We start from the raw sequence: 16,798 nt of genomic DNA, 5'->3' as shown, positions 1-16,798 counted from the left end.
CGGGGTCCGGGGGGCCGTACGGGAGGATGGCCCGGTGATTGAGCGGTACACCCTGCCCGAGATGGGCCGCGTCTGGAGCGAGGCGCACAAGTACGAGCTGTGGTGCCACGTGGAGACGCTGGTGCTGGAGGCGCACGCGAAGGCGGGCGTTGTCCCGGCCGACGTCGTCGAGCCGGTGCGCAACGCGCCCCCGCCGACCCCCGAGGCCGTGAAGGCGATCGAGGACGTCACGCAGCACGACGTCATCGCGTTCCTCTCGGCGTGGGCGGACAACACGACGCCCCGTGAGGCCGCGGCCTACGTGCACTTCGGGATGACGTCCTCGGACCTGCTCGACACCGCGCTCGGACTGCAGCTCGTCGAGGCGACGGACATCCTGCTGGAGAAGGCGGACACCCTCGTCGCCACGCTGCGCGATCACGCGCTCGCGCACCGCGAGACCCTGCGCGTCGGCCGGACCCATGGCATCCACGGCGAGCCCGACGTCTGGGGTCACCGCGTCGCGGACTTCGCCTTCGGCATGGCCCGTTCCCGCGACCGCCTGCGGCGCGCGCGCGAGTCCGTCGCCGTCATGGCGATCTCCGGCGCCGTCGGGACGTACTCGAACATCGACCCCGCCGTCGAGACGCACGTCGCCGCCGCCCTCGGGCTGCGCCCGGCCGACGTCTCGACGCAGGTCGTGCTCCGCGACGGCATTTCCGAGTGGGTGTCGGCGCTCGCGATCCTGGCCACCGTCTGCGAGGCGATCGCGCTCGAGGTCCGGCACGGCCAACGCACCGAGGTCCGTGAGACCTGGGAGCCCTTCGGCAAGGGCCAGAAGGGCTCGTCGGCCATGCCGCACAAGAAGAACCCGATCCTTTCCGAGCGCATCTGCGGCATGGCCCGCATCGTGCGTGCGCAGATCGTGCCGGTGATGGAGGGCATCCCGCTCTGGCACGAGCGCGACATCTCGCACTCCTCGGTCGAGCGCATCGCGCTGCCCGACGCCGCGGCCGCGACCGACTACCTGCTGCACCTGACGAACCGTCTGGTCTCGGGTCTGGTCGTCGACGTCGAGCGCATGCGCGCGAACCTCGACCTCACCGGTGGCCTGATCTACAGCTCGACGGTCCTGCTCGAGGTCGTCGAGATGGGTGCTTCCCGCGAGGACGCCTACGCCCTCGTCCAGGGCGCGGCGATGCAGACCTGGCAGGAGGGCATCCCGTTCCGGGAGACCCTGCGCACCCGCGCCGCGGAGGCCGGCATCACCCTCGACGAGGCCCGCCTCGACGAGGTCTGCCGTCCCGAGCGCTTCGTCGCCCGCCTCGCGCCGATGTTCGAGCGCCTGGAGAAGCTCGCCTGACGGGGGTCAGCCCAGGGAGATCCCCGGCAGGCCGAGCAGGCCCGCGCCGGGGTTGATGTTCAGCTTCGTGAGGCCGAGGTTGAGCGAGAGGCCGTCGTCCTCGGGCTCCTCCTCGACGACCGGCGCGACGGGGTCGGACCTCACGTCCGAGACCTCGACGGTGCTGACCCGCTCGGTGCGGACCGGGGTCCGGACCACCGGAGCGGGGGTCGGCCGCGGCGTGGTGCGGACCTTCTCCCGGCCGGAGGAACCCTCCCCCGAGGAGGGGCCGTCGTCGGAGATCGGGTTCGTCGGCGCGACCGGGATCGCGGTGAACGTCGACGGGGTCGCGGCCTCGCGCTTGGTCGGCTCCTCGTCGGCGAAGGCGAGAGTGCCGAGCAGGCCGGCGGTGATCAGGGCGATCGCGGAGATCGCGACGGCGACGGGGCGCGCCGCGTCGCGCATCAGCCCGGCGAAACCGCCGACGCGGGTGTGTCCGGCGCCCTCGCGGTCCAGGTAGGCCTCGGCGGACGACCCGAGCACGACGGTGGCGACGAGCAGCGCGAGGTCGGACTCGACCGCGAGAACGGCGGGAGCGACGCCGGCGCACAGGTCGCAGCCGTCCAGGTGCTCGGAGACCTTGGTGTGATCCTCGGCGGAGAGGGTGTTGCGCGCGTAGCCGCCGAGCCGGTTGGTCGTCCAGCGGCAGTCGGGGCTGCTGATCGCGGCCCGGTGCTCGAGCAGCTGGGCGGCGCGGAGCGTGTCACGGGCGGCGAAGCTCAGCTCGGCGACGCCGGTGGCCTCCAGGCCGAGCAGCTTGCCGGTCTCCAGCAGCGGCTCGCCCTCGACCTCGGTGTGCCAGAGCGCGGCCTGGGCGTCCTCGGACAGACCGGCGAAGGCCTTCGCGGTCGTCGCCACGCAGGCGGCCGGGAACGGCCCGGACTCGACCTCGACGCCCTTGCGGCGGCCGCGGCGCATCCCACCCTGCTCGCGGCGCACGGCGTCGAGCAGGTGCGTGCGGAACGCGGTGGCCGGGCCGGAGCCGGTGAGCAGGTCGGCGCGGGTCGCCGTGATGGCGGCGTCGACGAGGTGGTCGGCCGAGCCGTGCGAGGTTCGGCGGACCAGGCGGAGCGCAGCCTCTCGGTGACGGTCCGTGAGCGAGTCGAAGGCGTCGATGTCGCCACGTCGCGCAGCCCTGATCAAGGCGGTGTCCGTGGGCACGCGAGTGCCCTGACCACCCGTCCTGGACGTTGTCATACCCCCACCCGCCCACACATCGCAGGCTCCCCCGAGCCCTCAGATCCGGCGACCGCACCCCCGCGCGATGGCCTTCGAGATAACTGAGAGTAGGCACGCCCCCCGCGCGCCGTCCGGCGATTTCGCCAACTGTTGCGCTCGCGGGCGGGGAAACTCCAGCACGGTCGGCCGGTATGTGCCGCCGCGCCCGATTCGTAGTCCGTCGGACGGCCCAGCGCAGTCCCCGGTCAAAAAAGGGTGACACCCTTTTTTGACAGCAGGGTCAGGCCTTCTGCGCGAAGGCCCAGGCGTCGGCGGCCATCGCGGTGATGTCGCGGACCGGGGTCCACCCCAGCAGCTCGCGGGCCCGGGCGTTGGAGGCGATCAGCGTCGGGGGGTCGCCGGGGCGGCGGGGGTGGTCCGCCGCCGGGATCGGGTGGCCGGTGACCTCGCGGACGGCGCCGAGCACCTCCCGGACGGTGAACCCGGACCCGCTGCCGAGGTTGCAGATCTCGTGCCGGGCCGGGGTGATGCGGGTCAGGGCCCGGACGTGGGCGTCGGCGAGGTCGGTGACGTGGATGTAGTCGCGGACGCAGGTCCCGTCCCGGGTGGGGTAGTCGGAGCCGAAGAGCTTGGCCTCGGGGTTCTCGCCGGTGGCGACCTTCAGCAGGTTCGGGATCAGGTGTGTCTCGGGGTCGTGCCGCTCGCCCAGCGGGGTCGCGCCGTCGAGGTACGCCCCGGCGACGTTGAAGTACCGCAGGCTGTACGCCCCGAGCCCGTGGGCGGCGCACTCGGCGGCGATCGCCATGTCGACGGTGAGCTTGGTCATGCCGTACGGGTTCGTGGGCCGGGCCGGGGTGTCCTCGGTGATCGGCATCCGCTCCGGCTCGCCGTAGGTCGCCGCGGTCGAGGAGAACACCAGGCGGCGCACCCCGGCGCCCCGCATCGCGTCGAGCAGCGCCAGCGAGCCGACGACGTTGTTCTCCCAGTACAGCTCCGGGCGGGCGACCGACTCCCCGACCAGGGACTTCGCGGCGAAGTGCAGCACCGCGTCGAACGAGGGGTCCAGGACGTCCGCGGCGTCGTGGACGCGGGCCCGGACGAGCTCGGCGCCGGTGGGGACGGCGTCCGCGTGGCCGGTCGAGAGGTCGTCGAGGACGACGACGTCGTGACCGTCCGCGAGCAGCAGCGCGACGACCACACTCCCGATGTAACCCGCGCCACCGATGACCAGCAGCTTCACGTCGATCCTCGTTTCCGCCGGACAGGTAGCCTGAACCCATCCTTCCGCAGGAACTTTGAGGAGCGTTCGTGGCCCGCGTTGTGGTCGACGTCATGCCGAAGCCGGAGATTCTCGACCCGCAGGGCCAGGCGATCCAGAAAGCCCTGGGCCGGATGGGGTTCGAGACGGTGTCCGGCGTCCGGCAGGGCAAGCGTTTCGAGGTCGAGGTGGACGGTGAGCTCGACGAGGCCGCCCTCGCCAAGGTCGAGCAGATGGCCGAAACCCTCCTCGCCAACACGGTGATCGAGGAGTACACGGTCCGGGTGGAGTCATGACCGCGCGCGTCGGCGTCGTCACGTTCCCCGGCTCGCTGGACGACGGGGACGCGGCGCGCGCCGTCCGCGCCGCCGGCGCCGAGCCCGTCCGGCTCTGGCACCGGGACACCGACCTGCAGGGCGTCGACGGCGTCGTGCTCCCCGGTGGGTTCTCCTACGGCGACTACCTCCGCTGCGGCGCGATCGCGCGGTTCTCGCCGGTGATGGAGTCGATCATCGCCGCGGCGAACAAGGGTCTGCCGGTCCTCGGGATCTGCAACGGCTTCCAGGTTCTCTGCGAGTCGCACCTGCTGCCGGGCGCGCTGGTCCGCAACGACAACCAGCACTTCGTCTGCCGCGACCAGTGGCTGCGCGTCGAGAACGTCGACACCCCGTGGACCCGTGATCTGAGGATGGGTCAGGAAATCCTCGTCCCGGTGAAGAACGGCGAGGGTGGTTACATCGCCGACCCCGAGACGCTGGAGTGGCTCGAGACCCTCGACCGCATCGTCTTCCGCTACATCAACGGCAACCCGAACGGGTCGCGCAACGACATCGCCGGCATCCGCAACGAGGCCGGCAACGTCGTCGGCCTGATGCCGCACCCGGAGCACGCCATCGAGACCCTCACCGGCCCGAGCGTCGACGGCCTCGTGCTGTTCACCTCGCTGCTGAACAGCCTGCTGACCCCGGCGATGTCCGGGAGCTCCGCGTGAGCCTGGACACCGTCAAGGCCGCCGAGACCACCCCTGAGGTCGAGCAGCCCTTCGCGGACCTCGGTCTCAAGGCCGACGAGTACGCCCGGATCCGCGAGATCCTCGGCCGTCGGCCGACCAGCTGCGAGCTGGCGATGTACTCGGTGATGTGGAGCGAGCACTGCTCCTACAAGTCCTCGAAGGTGCACCTGCGGCAGTTCGGAGAGAAGGCCCCGCAGACCGACGTGCTGATGGTCGGCATGGGCGAGAACGCCGGCGTCGTCGACATCGGTGACGGCTACGCGGTCACGTTCAAGGTCGAGTCGCACAACCACCCGAGCTACGTCGAGCCCTACCAGGGCGCGGCCACCGGCATCGGCGGCATCGTGCGCGACATCCTGACGATGGGCGCCCGCCCGGTCGCGGTCATGGATCCCCTGCGCTTCGGTCCGCTCGAGGCCGAGGACACCCGCCGCGTCCTGCCCGGCGTCGTCGCCGGCATCGGCGGCTACGGCAACTGTCTCGGTCTGCCGAACATCGGCGGCGAGGTCGTCTTCGACCCGACCTACCTCGGCAACCCGCTCGTCAACGCCCTCTGCGTCGGCGTCATGAAGCACGACGACATCAAGCTCGCCAAGGCCTCCGGCCCCGGCAACCAGGTGATCCTGTTCGGCGCCCGCACCGGCGGCGACGGCATCGGCGGCGTCAGCGTCCTGGCGTCGGAGACGTTCGACGCTGAGGGCCCGTCGAAGCGTCCGAGCGTCCAGGTCGGCGACCCGTTCGCCGAGAAGGTGCTCATCGAGTGCTGCCTGGAGATCTTCGCCGCCGACCTCGTCGTCGGCATCCAGGACCTCGGCGGCGCCGGGTTGTCCTGCGCGACGACCGAGCTGTCCTCGGCCGGCGCCGGCGGCATGCACGTCGTCCTCGACCGCGTCCCGCTGCGTGACTCGACGCTCGCTCCCGAGGAGATCCTCATGAGCGAGTCGCAGGAGCGCATGTGCGCGATCGTCGAGCCGGGCAAGGTCGACGCCTTCCTGGAGATCTGCTCGAAGTGGGACGTCGAGGCCGTCGTGATCGGCGAGGTCAACGACTCCGGCCGGCTCACCGTCGAGTGGCGCGGCGAGATCGTCGTCGACGTCCCGCCGCGGACCGTCGCCCACGAGGGCCCGGTCTACGAGCGGCCCTACGAGCGTCCGGCGGACCAGGACGCGCTGCAGGCTGACACGGCGTCACGTCTGCCGCGGCCGGCGACGGCCGCCGAGCTGCGCGCGACGATCCTGCGCCTCGCCGGTTCGCCGAACCTCTGTGACAAGAGCTGGATCACCTCGCAGTACGACCGCTACGTCCTCGGCAACACCGTGCTCGCGATGCCCGACGACGCGGGTGTCGTGCGCGTCGACGAGGAGTCCGGTCTCGGCGTCGCGGTCTCCACCGACTGCAACGGCCGGTTCGCGCGGCTCGACCCGTACGCGGGCGCGCAGCTCGCGCTGGCCGAGGCGTTCCGCAACGTCGCCGCTAAGGGCGCGCGACCGCTCGCGGTCACCGACTGCCTGAACTTCGGCTCACCCGAGGACCCGGGCGTCATGTGGCAGTTCGCCGAGGCCGTCCGCGGCCTGGCCGACGGCTGCCTCGAGCTCGAGGTCCCGGTCACCGGTGGCAACGTCTCGTTCTACAACCAGACCGGCGAGACCGCGATCCTCCCGACGCCGGTCGTCGGTGTGCTCGGCGTCCTGCGCGACGTGCGCACCCGCGTGCCGATGGGCTTCGCGAACGAGGGCGACACGGTCCTGCTGCTCGGTGACACCCGCGAGGAGCTCGACGGGTCGGAGTGGGCGCACGTCGTCCACGGCCACCTCGGCGGCACCCCGCCGATGGTCGACCTCGAGGCCGAGCGTTCCCTCGCCGCCGTGCTGGTGGAGGGCGCCGAGCAGGGCGTGTTCTCCTCCGCGCACGACCTCTCCGAGGGCGGGCTCGCGCAGGGTCTGGTCGAGTGCTGCCTCGCCAACGGGATCGGCGCGCGCGTCGAGCTCCCGACGGGCCTCGACGCCTTTCTCGCGCTGTTCAGCGAGTCCGCCGCCCGCGCGATCGTCTCCGTGCCCGCCCCGCACCGTTACGCCGTCGAGGCGTTCGCCGAGATGCACGGCGTCACGGTGACGGAGATCGGCACCGTCGGCGGGGGCTCGCTGCGCATCAACGCGGACATCGAGATCGCGCTGTCGGACCTGCGCGAGGCCTCCACCGCCACGCTGCCGGCTGCGCTGGCCTGAGCTCCGCCCGGTCATGCCCCCGCGTCGACGCGTGGACCCGGCCGAGGGCCGGGCCGCTCTCGCCGCCTGGGAGGCCGACCCCGACGGCGTCGCGCGCGAGGTCGTCACCACGGCGGTCCGGCACACCCTCGCCGAGCTCGCGGAGCGGCACCCCGGTTCCGCCGTCGAGGTCCGTGTCCCGCCGGTCGGGGCCGTCCAGTGCATCCCGGGCATCCGGCACCGCCGCGGCACCCCGCCGAACGTCGTCGAGACCGACCCCGCGACCTGGCTCGCCCTCGTCACCAAGCGCCTCTCCTGGGCCGAGGCCCTCGACTCCGGCGCCCTGTCCGCCAGCGGCGACCGCGCGGACATCTCCGCCCTCCTCTGACGCTCCGTTCCGGCCGAGCGGGGTCAGCGGGCCGGGAGGGAGCAGTCGAGAGCGAAGGTGACCTTCGTGGTCCGGCCGGGCTCGACGGTGGTGAAGAGGGTCTCGGGGGCGCGGTAGCTGTACTTGCCGCGGCGGACGGTCGCGCCGTTGGAGGAGCAGTTGTCCGGGACCGCGTAGCCCTGGATCCCGACGTAGTACTGGCCGGGACGGACGCCGAACTTCTTGCACGTGTTCGTCAGCGTCGCGGTGCGGAGGTCGGGGCCGTCGGCGAAGACGCCGAGCGGGCCGCCGCCGGTGACGCAGAGCGTGATGCGGCCGCGGGTCGCGGCGGACGCCGGCGCCGCCACGAGGCCGACCACCGTGGCGCCGAGCACGGCCGTGACGAGACAGCCGGCGAGCAGAGGGGTGCGCATGGCCCGTAGTGCAACGGCCGACACGAAACACAGTCAATGGGATGCACCCGGCTGCCGTGGGAGGCTCCGCGGCATGCATCCGGAGTTTCGGTCCGCCGCCGCCGCGGACGGGCTGCGGCACGAGCAGGTGCGCTACGGCCGGCACCGCGACCATGTCGTCGAGGTCCTCGCGCCGCCGGCCGCGAGTGGCCGTCCCCTGGTCGTCGTGATCCACGGCGGGTTCTGGCGCGAGCAGTACGACCGTGGCCACACGGCACCGCAGTGCGCGGCTCTGGCCGGACGCGGCTACGTCGTCGCCGCGATCGAGTACCGCCGCGTCGGCGGGGGCGGCGGCTACCCGGAGACGCTGCTCGACGTCGCCGCGGCGCTCGACGCCCTGCCCGAGCTGCTCACCGAGCTGGAGCCCGGCCTCGTCGACGCGGAGCGAGTCGTGCTGATGGGCCACTCCGCCGGCGGGCACCTCGCGCTCTGGGCGGCGAGCCGGCACCGCCTGCCCGCGGACGCGCCCGGGCACCGCGCCACCCCGCCGCCGGTCCGCGGCGTCCTGTGCCTCGCCGGCGTCGCGCACCTGGAGTGGGCCGTCGCCGCCGGGCTCGGGGACGGCGCGGTCGAGGCGTTCCTCGGCGCCGCGCCCGAGGACGACCCCGACGGCCGGTACGCCGTGGCGGACCCGGCGCGGCTGGTGCCGACCGGCGTCCCGACGATCTGCCTGCACGGCGGGCTCGACGAGCACGTCCCGGTCGACTGCGGCGCGGTGTACGCCGCGGCCGCCCGCGAGGCCGGCGATGCGACCGAGCTGCGGGTCCTCGAGTGGGAGGACCACTTCACGCTCGTGACGCCCGGATCGGGAGCGTGGCCGCACGTGCTGCAAGCCACGTCCGACCTGGTGGGTCCGGGCACCTAGAATCACGTACGTGCCCCGAGGCGACGGCAAGCTCTCGACCGATCTTGACCCCTTCGAAAAAGGCCCGCAGGACGCGTGCGGTGTCTTCGGCGTCTGGGCCCCCGGCGAAGAGGTGGCGAAGCTCACCTACTTCGGTCTCTACGCCCTCCAGCACCGCGGCCAGGAGTCGGCCGGCATCGCGGTGGGCGACGGACAGTCGGTGGTCGTCTACAAGGACATGGGGCTCGTGCCCCAGGTCTTCGACGAGTCGACGCTGAACTCGCTGCTCGGCCACATCGCGATCGGCCACACCCGCTACTCCACGACCGGCTCGCCCACGTGGGAGAACGCCCAGCCGACGTTCCGCTCGACGCCCACGGGCTCGGCCGCCGTCGCGCACAACGGCAACCTCACCAACACCGGTGACCTCGCCGAGCTGGTCGCGAACCAGTGCAACCTCGACCGCGAGCGCGTCCGCCGCCAGGGCGGCCAGGCCGCATCGTCGGACACCGACCTCGTCACCGAGCTACTGGCCTCGCACCCGAGCCGGTCGCTCGAGGCCGCGGCGATGGACCTGCTGCCGCAGCTGCGCGGCGCGTTCTCGTTCGTGTTCATGGACGAGTCGACGCTCTACGCCGCGCGCGACCCGCAGGGCATCCGCCCGCTCGTGCTCGGTCGCCTCGAGCGCGGCTGGGTCGTCGCGTCCGAGACCGCCGCGCTCGACATCGTCGGCGCCGCGCGGGTCCGCGAGATCGAGCCCGGCGAGCTGATCGCGATCGACGAAGCCGGCCTGCGCACCCGGCGCTTCGCCGAGGCCGACCCCAAGGGCTGCGTCTTCGAGTACGTCTACCTGGCCCGGCCCGACACCGAGATCGCCGGCCGCAACGTCAACGCCGCCCGCCTCGAGATGGGCCGTCAGCTGGCCCGGGAGGCCCCGGTCGAGGCCGACCTGGTGATCGCGACGCCCGAGTCCGGGACGCCGGCCGCGATCGGCTTCGCGCAGGAGAGCGGCATCCCCTACGGCCAGGGGCTCGTGAAGAACTCCTACGTCGGCCGCACGTTCATCCAGCCGTCGCAGACGATCCGTCAGCTCGGTATCCGGCTCAAGCTCAACCCGCTGCGCGAGGTCATCGAGGGCAAGCGCCTCGTCGTCGTCGACGACTCGATCGTCCGCGGCAACACCCAGCGCGCGCTGGTGCGGATGCTGCGCGAGGCCGGCGCCCGCGAGGTGCACATCCGCATCTCGTCCCCGCCGGTGAAGTGGCCGTGCTTCTACGGCATCGACTTCGCCACTCGCGCCGAGCTGATCGCCAACGGGCTCTCGACCGACGAGATCTGCGCCTCGGTCGGCGCCGACTCGCTCGCCTACATCTCCCTCGACGGGCTCTACGCCGCGACCACCATCGCGCCGGAGCGCCTGTGCTCGGCCTGCTTCACCGGCCAGTACCCGGTCGAGCTGCCGGACCCCGAACTGCTCGGCAAGCACGTGCTGGAGACCTCCACTCCGGCCATCCAGACGCCGACGCACAGCATCACGACGACGTCCAACCCGTGAGCGAGGCACCCGTGAGCGAGCGGACCGGGGGCGCCACGTACGCGGCGGCCGGTGTCGACATCGAGGCCGGGGACAAGGCCGTCGAGCTGATGAAGGCCTCCGTGGCCCGCGCCGGCCGGCCCGAGGTCTTCGGCGGGCTCGGCGGGTTCGCCGGCCTGTTCCGGGCCGACGCGCTCAAGAACATGACGGCCCCGCTGCTCGCGAGCGCCACCGACGGCGTCGGCACCAAGGTCGCGATCGCGCAGCGGATGGACGTCCACGACACGGTGGGCATCGACCTGGTCGCGATGGTCATGGACGACCTCGTCGTCTGCGGCGCCGAGCCGCTGTTTCTGACCGACTACATCGCCTGCGGCAAGGTCGTCCCGGAGCGGATCGCCGCGATCGTCTCCGGCATCGCCGAGGGCTGCCGCCGCGCCGGCTGTGCGCTGGTCGGCGGCGAGACCGCGGAGCACCCCGGTCTGCTCGGCCCCGACGAGTACGACATCGCGGGCGCCGGCACCGGTGTCGTCGACGAGCCGGACCTGATCGGCGCCGACCGCGTCCGCGCCGGGGACGTCGTGATCGCCATGGCCGCGTCCGGCCTGCACTCCAACGGCTACTCGCTCGCGCGTCACGTCTTCTTCGCGACCGCCGGCTGGGACATCCTCCGCGAGGTTCCGGAGCTCGGCCGGACCCTCGGCGAGGAGCTGCTCGAACCGACCCGGATCTACTCGCTCGACTGCCTGGACCTGCTCCGGGGCTCCGACGCGGGCCCGAAGCTCGAGGTCCACGCGCTCTGCCACGTCACCGGCGGCGGGCTCGCGGCGAACCTGGAGCGGGTGCTCCCGGCGGACGTCGACGCCACGCTCGATCGCACGACCTGGACCCCGCCGGCGGTCTTCGGCCTGATCGGCGAGCTCGGCGACGTCGCCCAGCTCGAGCTGGAGCGCACGCTGAACATGGGCGTCGGCATGGTCGCGGTCGTCGCGCCGGGCGACGCCGACGCCGTCCTCACCCGCCTGTCGGCGCGCGGGCTCCCGGCGTGGGTGCTCGGCGAGATCACGTCCGGGACGGGTCGGGCGACCCTGCACGGGTCGCACGCGTCCTAGGACGGCTAGCGCGACGGCTCGCGGAGAAGTGGCGCAGACCTAGCGGTCGTCGTCCTCGTCCGGGTCGACGTACGCGGCGTAGGGGTCGTCCTCGTCGTCCGCGACAGCGTCGTTCTCCCGGGCATTGCCGCTGCCCACGAGTTCGGCACGCAGCCGCTCGAGGTCCGTCCCGCCGGTGCTGTACTTCAGCTCGCGGGCGACCTTCGTCTGCTTGGCCTTGGCTCGGCCGCGCCCCATGGCTCGACCCCCTCTGTGCAGGGGCAAAGGCCCCGTGCGGCGCGTCAGTTCTTTGGCTCAGTTCTGGTCCCCACGGTACCTGGTGGAACCGCCGAGCGACACGGCGACCCGGTCACGTCCCCGGAAGCAGGATCCCCCGCAGGCGTCCGACGGACCGCATCCGCGCCTCGGCCAGGCGGTCCGCGGCCACCGCCGGCGGCACGCCCTCGGCCTCGGCCAGCGCGAAGACCCGCTTCGTCGTGTCGTAGATCGCACTGGCCCGGGCCTTCGCCCGCTCGAACGAGAAGCCTTCGAGCTCGTCCGCGACCTGGATGACACCGCCCGCGTTGACCAGGTAGTCCGGGGCGTAGAGGATTCCGCGGTCCTGCAGGGCCTTCTCGGCGCCGGGGTGCGCGAGCTGGTTGTTCGCCCCGCCGCAGACGACGCGGGCGGTCAGGGCCGGAACGGTCTCGTCGTTCAGTGCCCCGCCGAGCGCGCAGGGCGCGTAGACGTCGAGGTCGGAGCGGATCAGCGTGGCGGCGTCGGCGACGATGCGGACCTCGGGGTGGTCGGCCTGGACACGGGCCAGCGCGGCGCCGGACACGTCCGTGACCAGGATGTCCGCGCCCTCGGCCGCCAGGTGGTCGACCAGGTGCCGCCCGACCTTGCCGACGCCGGCGATGCCGACCCGCCGGCCGCCGAGGGTCGGGTCGCCCCAGGCGTGCTCGGCGCAGGCGCGCATCGCCTGGTAGACGCCCCAGGCGGTGAGGATCGAGGAGTCGCCGGCCCCGCCGTGCTCGGGGGAGCGGCCGGTCGCGAACCGGCACTCCCGCGCGACCAGGTCCATGTCCGCCGGATACGTCCCCACGTCGCAGGCCGTGACGTACCGGCCGCCGAGGGAGGCCACGAACCGCCCGTACGCGCGGAGCAGCGCCTCGGACTTGTCGCGGGTCGGGTCACCGAGGATGACGGCCTTGCCGCCGCCGTGGTCCAGGCCGGCGAGCGCGTTCTTGTACGCCATCGCCCGGGAGAGGTTCAGGACGTCGGCCAGGGCGGCCTCGGTGCTCGGGTACGGGAAGAACCGCGTCCCGCCGAGGGCGGGGCCGAGCGCGGTGGAGTAGATCGCGAGAATCGCGGCCAGGCCGCTGTCCGGGTCCTGGCAGAAAACGACCTGCTCGTGCGCCGTGTCCGGATGTCCCAGCCCGCCGAACAACCCCGTGCCCGATCCCGAGCTCGGAGTTCTCTTCACGGCCGGAACCTCCTGTGCGGCACCTTTGCGCCGTTCAGGGTACGGCCGGAGCGGTGAATGCGGCGGCCGGTCCGCGCACCTCGGGCGCGGCGATTTGGACGGCTTGTTCAGCCCCTGCCCGCGTTGTCTCCACCGGATGGCGCAAAAGAAATAATTGACCATTCGTTGGTGAGTGGTCCCGACTACGGCCATGCTGGTTGACCAGCGACATACCAAAGGTAATCTCTGATCAGGCACATCAGCGCGCAGGCCGGGTCCTACCGGATAGGGCTGCAGAAGGCGTGCCGACGATCGGAAAAGGCATCGTCCGTTCGGTTGACCTGGTCCCTGGCCGGTCGGCTTGCTCCAAAATGATCCGGTAGGACCATTACGGACATCCGGCCCCTAGGGCACCATCGTTGTACGAGACGGCACCAAGGCCGCTCGACTAGGAGGAGCCCGCCATGAATGCACGTACCCCGGAGACCGAGGCCCTGCTCACGCCGGCTGAGGTGGCCACCATGTTCCGCGTCGACCCGAAGACGGTCACGCGTTGGGCCAAGGCCGGCAAGCTCACCTCGATCCGCACGCTCGGCGGGCACCGCCGTTACCGCGAGTCCGAGGTTCGCCAGCTGCTGCAGGGAACCATCCCCCAGCAGTCCAGCCGCCTGGACAACTGAGCACCACCGACGCGCCGCGGCGAGCGGTGTTGGTCCCTCCCCGACACCGCCCCGCCGCAGACCACCGGTAGTCGCCGCCGCGACTTCGAGGTCGACAACAGAATTCAGCCGAACGGCCGAAGGCCCGGAACCCGTCCGAGTGACGGAGTTACCGGGCCTTCAGCGTTAAACCCACTGGGGGTGTCACCCTTTCTGGCGCCAGAAAGGGTGACACCCCCAGTGGTACGGGTGTTACTCGCTGTCGGACTTGCAGGCCGCCTTGGGTGTGTCCGGCGGCGGGGCGGGCGTCTCGAGCAGCGAATCGAACTTCTGGCCCATCACGAAGTCGACCTCCGGGCCCGGCCGGCGGTCCTTCACGAGCACCATGCCGGGCTGCCAGGAGCGCAGCGCGCGGATGATGTTGGTCGTCTCGGCGGCGTCGCCGTAGCGGACCTCACCGGTGCCGCGGATCTTCCGACCGAGCGGGTCGTTGTCGACCTCGCCGATCTGGAAGCCCTTCTCCTCCAGCTGGCTCTTGATGGTGACCGCGAGGCCGCCCAGGCCGGTGCCGTTGTAGACGTTGACGGTGACCGGGTCGGGCCGCGGGGCGACGTACTCCTCGCGATCGCACTTGGTCCGCCAGTCGCCGTTCGGGTTCACGCCGAAGGTCCAGGCCCCGATGCCGAGCACGGTGCAGGTCGCGAGCACGATCGACACGTTCCGCACGCGCTTGCGGGTGTTGACCGGCCGGAACCGCGGAACACTGCTGCTCCCCGGCGGTCGAAACACGTTCACGGTTCTCCCCTGACCTGACGTCCCCGAGCGGGGGTGAAACCCGCCCCCGCGGTACTGATCATCCGGCCCGGACGGGCGGCCTGACCAGCGCCTTGGCCCAGGCTAGGTCAACCGTTGCCCCCACATCGGGGAGTCATGAAATCGAGATCACCCGAACGGAGCGTCAGTCGTCGGCGAGCTCGAGGATCCGGGCATGGACGACGGTGCGCTGCCGCAGCGCGGCGCGGACCGCGCGGTGCAGCCCGTCCTCCAGGAAGAGCTCGCCGCGCCATTCCACGACGTGAGCGAACAAATCGCCGTAGAACGTCGAGTCCTCGGAGAGCAGGGTGGCCAGGTCGAGCTGACTCTTGGTCGTGACCAGCTGGTCGAGACGCACGGCACGCGGGGGGACGACTGACCACGCCCGCTGGCTGGTGCCGTGGTCGGGATAGGGACGACCCTCACCGACGCGCTTGAAAATCACGCGCTCGACCTTATACGCGCTCCCCGTGCGGATCGTGGGAACCGTTCGCAGCCTCGCCGCACGCCTGGGGCAGGCCGGGGATCTCGACGGTCCCGTCGAGCCGGAGCAGGGCAACCCGCGCGATCTCGGTGAGGGACTCGAGCTGATCCGGGGTCAGGGCGTCGAGGAAGAGCCGGCGGACCGCGGCGACGTGGGCCGGGGCGGCCGCCTCGATCGCGCGCCGGCCGGCGGCCGTGACGCCGACGATCTGGCCGCGACCGTCCTCGGCGCACTCGGTCCGCTCGATCAGGCCGCGCTTCTCCATCCGGGCGAGCTGGTGGGACAGGCGGCTCTTCTCCCACTGCAGGGCCTCGGCGAGGGAGAAGGCGCGGGTGCGCCCGGCGCAGGTGTCGGTGAGGGCGACCAGGACCGAGAAGTCGGCCATCGACAGGTCGGAGTCGGCCGCCATCTCACGGGCCAGCTGGGCGTTCAGCCGGGTCCACATCGCGAGCATCGCGCGCCAGGCCACCTGCTCACGGTCGGTGAGCCAGCGGGTCTCGTCGGCAGTGGGCTGGGTCACGGAATCATTCTGCCACGGCGGTAGTTGACACGTCATCGACTTACTCCTAGAGTCGTTGATACATCAACCAAATCGTCCGACAGGAGCTTCCCGTGACCACCACCGTTTCTCAGCTGACCGGCGACTACACCCTCGACACCACGCACACCCGCCTCGGCTTCGTGGCCCGGCACGCGATGGTGACCAAGGTCCGCGGCGCCTTCACCGAGTTCTCCGGCACCGCCCACCTGGACGCCGAGGACCCGACCCGCAGCTCCGCGCAGCTGACGATCCAGGTCGCCAGCATCGACACCGGCAACGACCAGCGCGACGAGCACCTGCGCACCAACGACTTCTTCGAGGTCGCGACCTACCCGGAGATCACCTTCGTCTCCACGTCGGCCGAGTCGCTCGGTGACGACCAGTACCGCCTGACCGGCGACCTCACCATCAAGGGCACCACCAAGCCGGTGAGCGTGGACTTCGAGTACACCGGCACCGCCGTCGACCCGTTCGGCAACACCCGCGTCGGCTTCGAGGGCAAGACCGTTCTCAACCGCAAGGACTGGGGTATCGCCTGGAACGCCGCGCTGGACACCGGCGGCGTCCTGGTCTCCGAGAAGATCACGCTCGAGTTCGACGTCTCCGCCGTCAAGAACGCCTGACCGCACCGACACGCTCCGGGAACACCGACACCGGTTCCGAACGCAACGAGGGAGGATGAGCTCCATGAGCACGCTGCTGCAGCCGAAGCTCGAGGTCCGGCGCGCGGAGGACCGCGCGAAGACCGACATCGGCTGGCTGGACTCGAAGCACTCCTTCTCGTTCGGCCACCACTGGGACCCGAACAACGTCCACCACGGCCTGCTGCTGGTGAACAACGACGACATCGTGACGCCGGGGATGGGGTTCGAGACGCACCCCCACCGGGACATGGAGATCGTCACCTGGGTCCTGACCGGATCGCTGGTCCACCAGGACTCGACCGGCCACTCCGGGGTCATCTACCCCGGGCTGGCGCAGCGGATGAGTGCGGGAACCGGAATCCTGCACTCGGAGAAGAACGACTCGTGGCGCCTGGGCGGCGAGCAGCACGACGAGCCGGTCCACTTCGTGCAGATGTGGGTCGTGCCCGACGAGAACGGCGTGGACCCGGGGTACGAGCAGCTCGAGATCGACGGTGAGCTGCTCTCCGGCGGACTGATCCCGGTGGCGTCCGGCATGCCGCAGCACGCCGACGCCGCGGCGATCCGGATCCGCAACCGCTACGCCGCGCTGCACGCCGCCCGGCTCGCACCCGGGCAGAGCGTGACGCTGCCCGAGGCTCCGTACCTGCACCTGTTCGTGCCCCGCGGCTCGGTCGAGCTCGAGGGCGCCGGGGTGCTCGCCCCCGGCGACGCAGTGCGCTTCACCGCCACCGGCGGGCAGCGCGTCACCGCCGGGACGGAGCCGGCCGAGATCCTCGTCTGGGAGATGCACGCCACGCTGGCGAGCTGAGTCAAGGCCGCGCTCCCGCGGCCGGCCGAATTTTCTGA

19 protein-coding genes are annotated in these 16,798 nt (G+C 71.6%); 11 read left to right on the top strand and 8 right to left on the bottom strand.

Going from position 1 to position 16,798, the window contains the following annotated elements; genetic code table 11:
* Nucleotides 1-34: 34 nt before the first annotated feature.
* The gene (gene purB / locus SPOPO_RS0107620) at nucleotides 35-1,342 is read left to right on the top strand and encodes an adenylosuccinate lyase (protein ID WP_019874198.1); all 1,308 of its coding nucleotides are present in this window, start codon (nucleotides 35-37) and stop codon (nucleotides 1,340-1,342) included.
* A 6-nt stretch (nucleotides 1,343-1,348) separates the two neighbouring features.
* Here purB and SPOPO_RS0107615 read toward each other — a convergent pair whose 3' ends face one another.
* Nucleotides 1,349-2,542 (bottom strand): zf-HC2 domain-containing protein, encoded by a 1,194-nt coding sequence (locus SPOPO_RS0107615; protein ID WP_028984590.1) that lies wholly within the window; start codon nucleotides 2,540-2,542, stop codon nucleotides 1,349-1,351.
* 298 nt (nucleotides 2,543-2,840) lie between these two features.
* Nucleotides 2,841-3,800, bottom strand: a complete 960-nt coding sequence (galE, locus tag SPOPO_RS0107610; RefSeq protein WP_019874197.1) for a UDP-glucose 4-epimerase GalE — start codon at nucleotides 3,798-3,800, stop codon at nucleotides 2,841-2,843.
* Between the two features lie 68 nt (nucleotides 3,801-3,868).
* Between galE and purS the strand changes: the two genes are divergently transcribed.
* Genes purS through SPOPO_RS0107590 form a run of 4 tightly spaced genes read left to right on the top strand, consistent with a single transcriptional unit; the run spans nucleotide 3,869 to nucleotide 7,422 of the window.
* Nucleotides 3,869-4,114, top strand: a complete 246-nt coding sequence (gene purS / locus SPOPO_RS0107605; RefSeq protein WP_028984589.1) for a phosphoribosylformylglycinamidine synthase subunit PurS — start codon at nucleotides 3,869-3,871, stop codon at nucleotides 4,112-4,114.
* Nucleotides 4,111-4,809: a phosphoribosylformylglycinamidine synthase subunit PurQ gene (purQ, locus tag SPOPO_RS0107600; protein WP_019874195.1), complete on the top strand. Its 699-nt coding sequence runs from the start codon at nucleotides 4,111-4,113 to the stop codon at nucleotides 4,807-4,809. The genes purS and purQ overlap by 4 nt, the downstream gene beginning before the upstream one ends.
* A complete protein-coding gene (gene purL / locus SPOPO_RS0107595) occupies nucleotides 4,806-7,055 on the top strand; it encodes a phosphoribosylformylglycinamidine synthase subunit PurL (protein ID WP_019874194.1) in 2,250 nt (749 codons plus the stop codon). The genes purQ and purL overlap by 4 nt, the downstream gene beginning before the upstream one ends.
* Before the next feature lie 13 nt (nucleotides 7,056-7,068).
* Nucleotides 7,069-7,422 carry a sterol carrier family protein gene (locus tag SPOPO_RS0107590; RefSeq protein WP_028984588.1) on the top strand — a complete coding sequence of 118 codons (354 nt, stop codon included), beginning with the start codon at nucleotides 7,069-7,071 and terminating at the stop codon, nucleotides 7,420-7,422.
* A 23-nt stretch (nucleotides 7,423-7,445) separates the two neighbouring features.
* Here the strand turns inward: SPOPO_RS0107590 and SPOPO_RS0107585 are convergent, their stop codons facing one another.
* Nucleotides 7,446-7,835, bottom strand: a complete 390-nt coding sequence (locus SPOPO_RS0107585; RefSeq protein ID WP_019874192.1) for a hypothetical protein — start codon at nucleotides 7,833-7,835, stop codon at nucleotides 7,446-7,448.
* A 73-nt stretch (nucleotides 7,836-7,908) separates the two neighbouring features.
* Between SPOPO_RS0107585 and SPOPO_RS28325 the strand changes: the two genes are divergently transcribed.
* The 3 genes from SPOPO_RS28325 to purM are packed head-to-tail and all read left to right on the top strand — an operon-like array spanning nucleotide 7,909 to nucleotide 11,364.
* Entirely contained in the window at nucleotides 7,909-8,739 is an 831-nt protein-coding gene (locus tag SPOPO_RS28325) for an alpha/beta hydrolase (RefSeq protein WP_019874191.1), read from the top strand.
* A gap of 10 nt (nucleotides 8,740-8,749) precedes the next feature.
* The gene (gene purF / locus SPOPO_RS0107575; protein WP_019874190.1) at nucleotides 8,750-10,273 is read left to right on the top strand and encodes an amidophosphoribosyltransferase; all 1,524 of its coding nucleotides are present in this window, start codon (nucleotides 8,750-8,752) and stop codon (nucleotides 10,271-10,273) included.
* 11 nt (nucleotides 10,274-10,284) lie between these two features.
* On the top strand, nucleotides 10,285-11,364 hold the full coding sequence (gene purM / locus SPOPO_RS0107570) for a phosphoribosylformylglycinamidine cyclo-ligase (RefSeq protein WP_028984587.1): 1,080 nt from the start codon (nucleotides 10,285-10,287) through the stop codon (nucleotides 11,362-11,364).
* A gap of 39 nt (nucleotides 11,365-11,403) precedes the next feature.
* Here the strand turns inward: purM and SPOPO_RS0107565 are convergent, their stop codons facing one another.
* Complete coding sequence (locus SPOPO_RS0107565; RefSeq protein WP_019874188.1) at nucleotides 11,404-11,601, bottom strand: DUF3073 domain-containing protein; 198 nt, start codon at nucleotides 11,599-11,601, stop codon at nucleotides 11,404-11,406.
* 112 nt (nucleotides 11,602-11,713) lie between these two features.
* Nucleotides 11,714-12,793, bottom strand: a complete 1,080-nt coding sequence (locus SPOPO_RS0107560) for a Glu/Leu/Phe/Val dehydrogenase dimerization domain-containing protein (RefSeq protein ID WP_019874187.1) — start codon at nucleotides 12,791-12,793, stop codon at nucleotides 11,714-11,716.
* Between the two features lie 479 nt (nucleotides 12,794-13,272).
* Between SPOPO_RS0107560 and bldC the strand changes: the two genes are divergently transcribed.
* Nucleotides 13,273-13,488: a developmental transcriptional regulator BldC gene (gene bldC, locus SPOPO_RS0107555; RefSeq protein WP_019874186.1), complete on the top strand. Its 216-nt coding sequence runs from the start codon at nucleotides 13,273-13,275 to the stop codon at nucleotides 13,486-13,488.
* A gap of 231 nt (nucleotides 13,489-13,719) precedes the next feature.
* On the opposite strand, the gene SPOPO_RS32515 is transcribed toward bldC, so the two are convergent.
* The 3 genes from SPOPO_RS32515 to SPOPO_RS0107540 form a co-directional block, all read right to left on the bottom strand.
* A complete protein-coding gene (locus tag SPOPO_RS32515; RefSeq protein ID WP_019874185.1) occupies nucleotides 13,720-14,262 on the bottom strand; it encodes a LytR C-terminal domain-containing protein in 543 nt (180 codons plus the stop codon).
* A gap of 163 nt (nucleotides 14,263-14,425) precedes the next feature.
* The gene (locus SPOPO_RS0107545) at nucleotides 14,426-14,725 is read right to left on the bottom strand and encodes a type II toxin-antitoxin system VapB family antitoxin (protein WP_019874184.1); all 300 of its coding nucleotides are present in this window, start codon (nucleotides 14,723-14,725) and stop codon (nucleotides 14,426-14,428) included.
* Between the two features lie 10 nt (nucleotides 14,726-14,735).
* On the bottom strand, nucleotides 14,736-15,284 hold the full coding sequence (locus SPOPO_RS0107540; RefSeq protein ID WP_019874183.1) for a MarR family winged helix-turn-helix transcriptional regulator: 549 nt from the start codon (nucleotides 15,282-15,284) through the stop codon (nucleotides 14,736-14,738).
* A 92-nt stretch (nucleotides 15,285-15,376) separates the two neighbouring features.
* Between SPOPO_RS0107540 and SPOPO_RS0107535 the strand changes: the two genes are divergently transcribed.
* Both SPOPO_RS0107535 and SPOPO_RS0107530 read left to right on the top strand, forming a co-directional pair.
* A complete protein-coding gene (locus SPOPO_RS0107535; RefSeq protein ID WP_019874182.1) occupies nucleotides 15,377-15,928 on the top strand; it encodes a YceI family protein in 552 nt (183 codons plus the stop codon).
* A 64-nt stretch (nucleotides 15,929-15,992) separates the two neighbouring features.
* Nucleotides 15,993-16,760 (top strand): pirin family protein, encoded by a 768-nt coding sequence (locus SPOPO_RS0107530; protein WP_019874181.1) that lies wholly within the window; start codon nucleotides 15,993-15,995, stop codon nucleotides 16,758-16,760.
* The last annotated feature ends 38 nt before the right edge of the window (nucleotides 16,761-16,798 follow it).

Origin of the sequence: Sporichthya polymorpha DSM 43042 (assembly GCF_000384115.1) — a bacterium.
Lineage (GTDB): Bacteria > Actinomycetota > Actinomycetes > Sporichthyales > Sporichthyaceae > Sporichthya > Sporichthya polymorpha.
The sequence above is the reverse complement of the archived record's forward strand: the minus strand, read 5'-3'. Positions and strand labels throughout refer to the sequence as shown.

Excerpts from the sequence above, each read along its gene's own strand:
- SPOPO_RS0107585 (WP_019874192.1), bottom strand. The coding sequence starts at position 7,835 with ATGCGCACCCCTCTGCTCGCCGGCTGTCTCGTCACGGCCGTGCTCGGC.
- SPOPO_RS0107590 (WP_028984588.1), top strand. The coding sequence starts at position 7,069 with ATGCCCCCGCGTCGACGCGTGGACCCGGCCGAGGGCCGGGCCGCTCTC.
- SPOPO_RS0107530 (WP_019874181.1), top strand. The coding sequence starts at position 15,993 with ATGAGCACGCTGCTGCAGCCGAAGCTCGAGGTCCGGCGCGCGGAGGAC.
- SPOPO_RS28325 (WP_019874191.1), top strand. The coding sequence starts at position 7,909 with ATGCATCCGGAGTTTCGGTCCGCCGCCGCCGCGGACGGGCTGCGGCAC.
- bldC (WP_019874186.1), top strand. The coding sequence starts at position 13,273 with ATGAATGCACGTACCCCGGAGACCGAGGCCCTGCTCACGCCGGCTGAG.
- purQ (WP_019874195.1), top strand. The coding sequence starts at position 4,111 with ATGACCGCGCGCGTCGGCGTCGTCACGTTCCCCGGCTCGCTGGACGAC.
- SPOPO_RS0107565 (WP_019874188.1), bottom strand. The coding sequence starts at position 11,601 with ATGGGGCGCGGCCGAGCCAAGGCCAAGCAGACGAAGGTCGCCCGCGAG.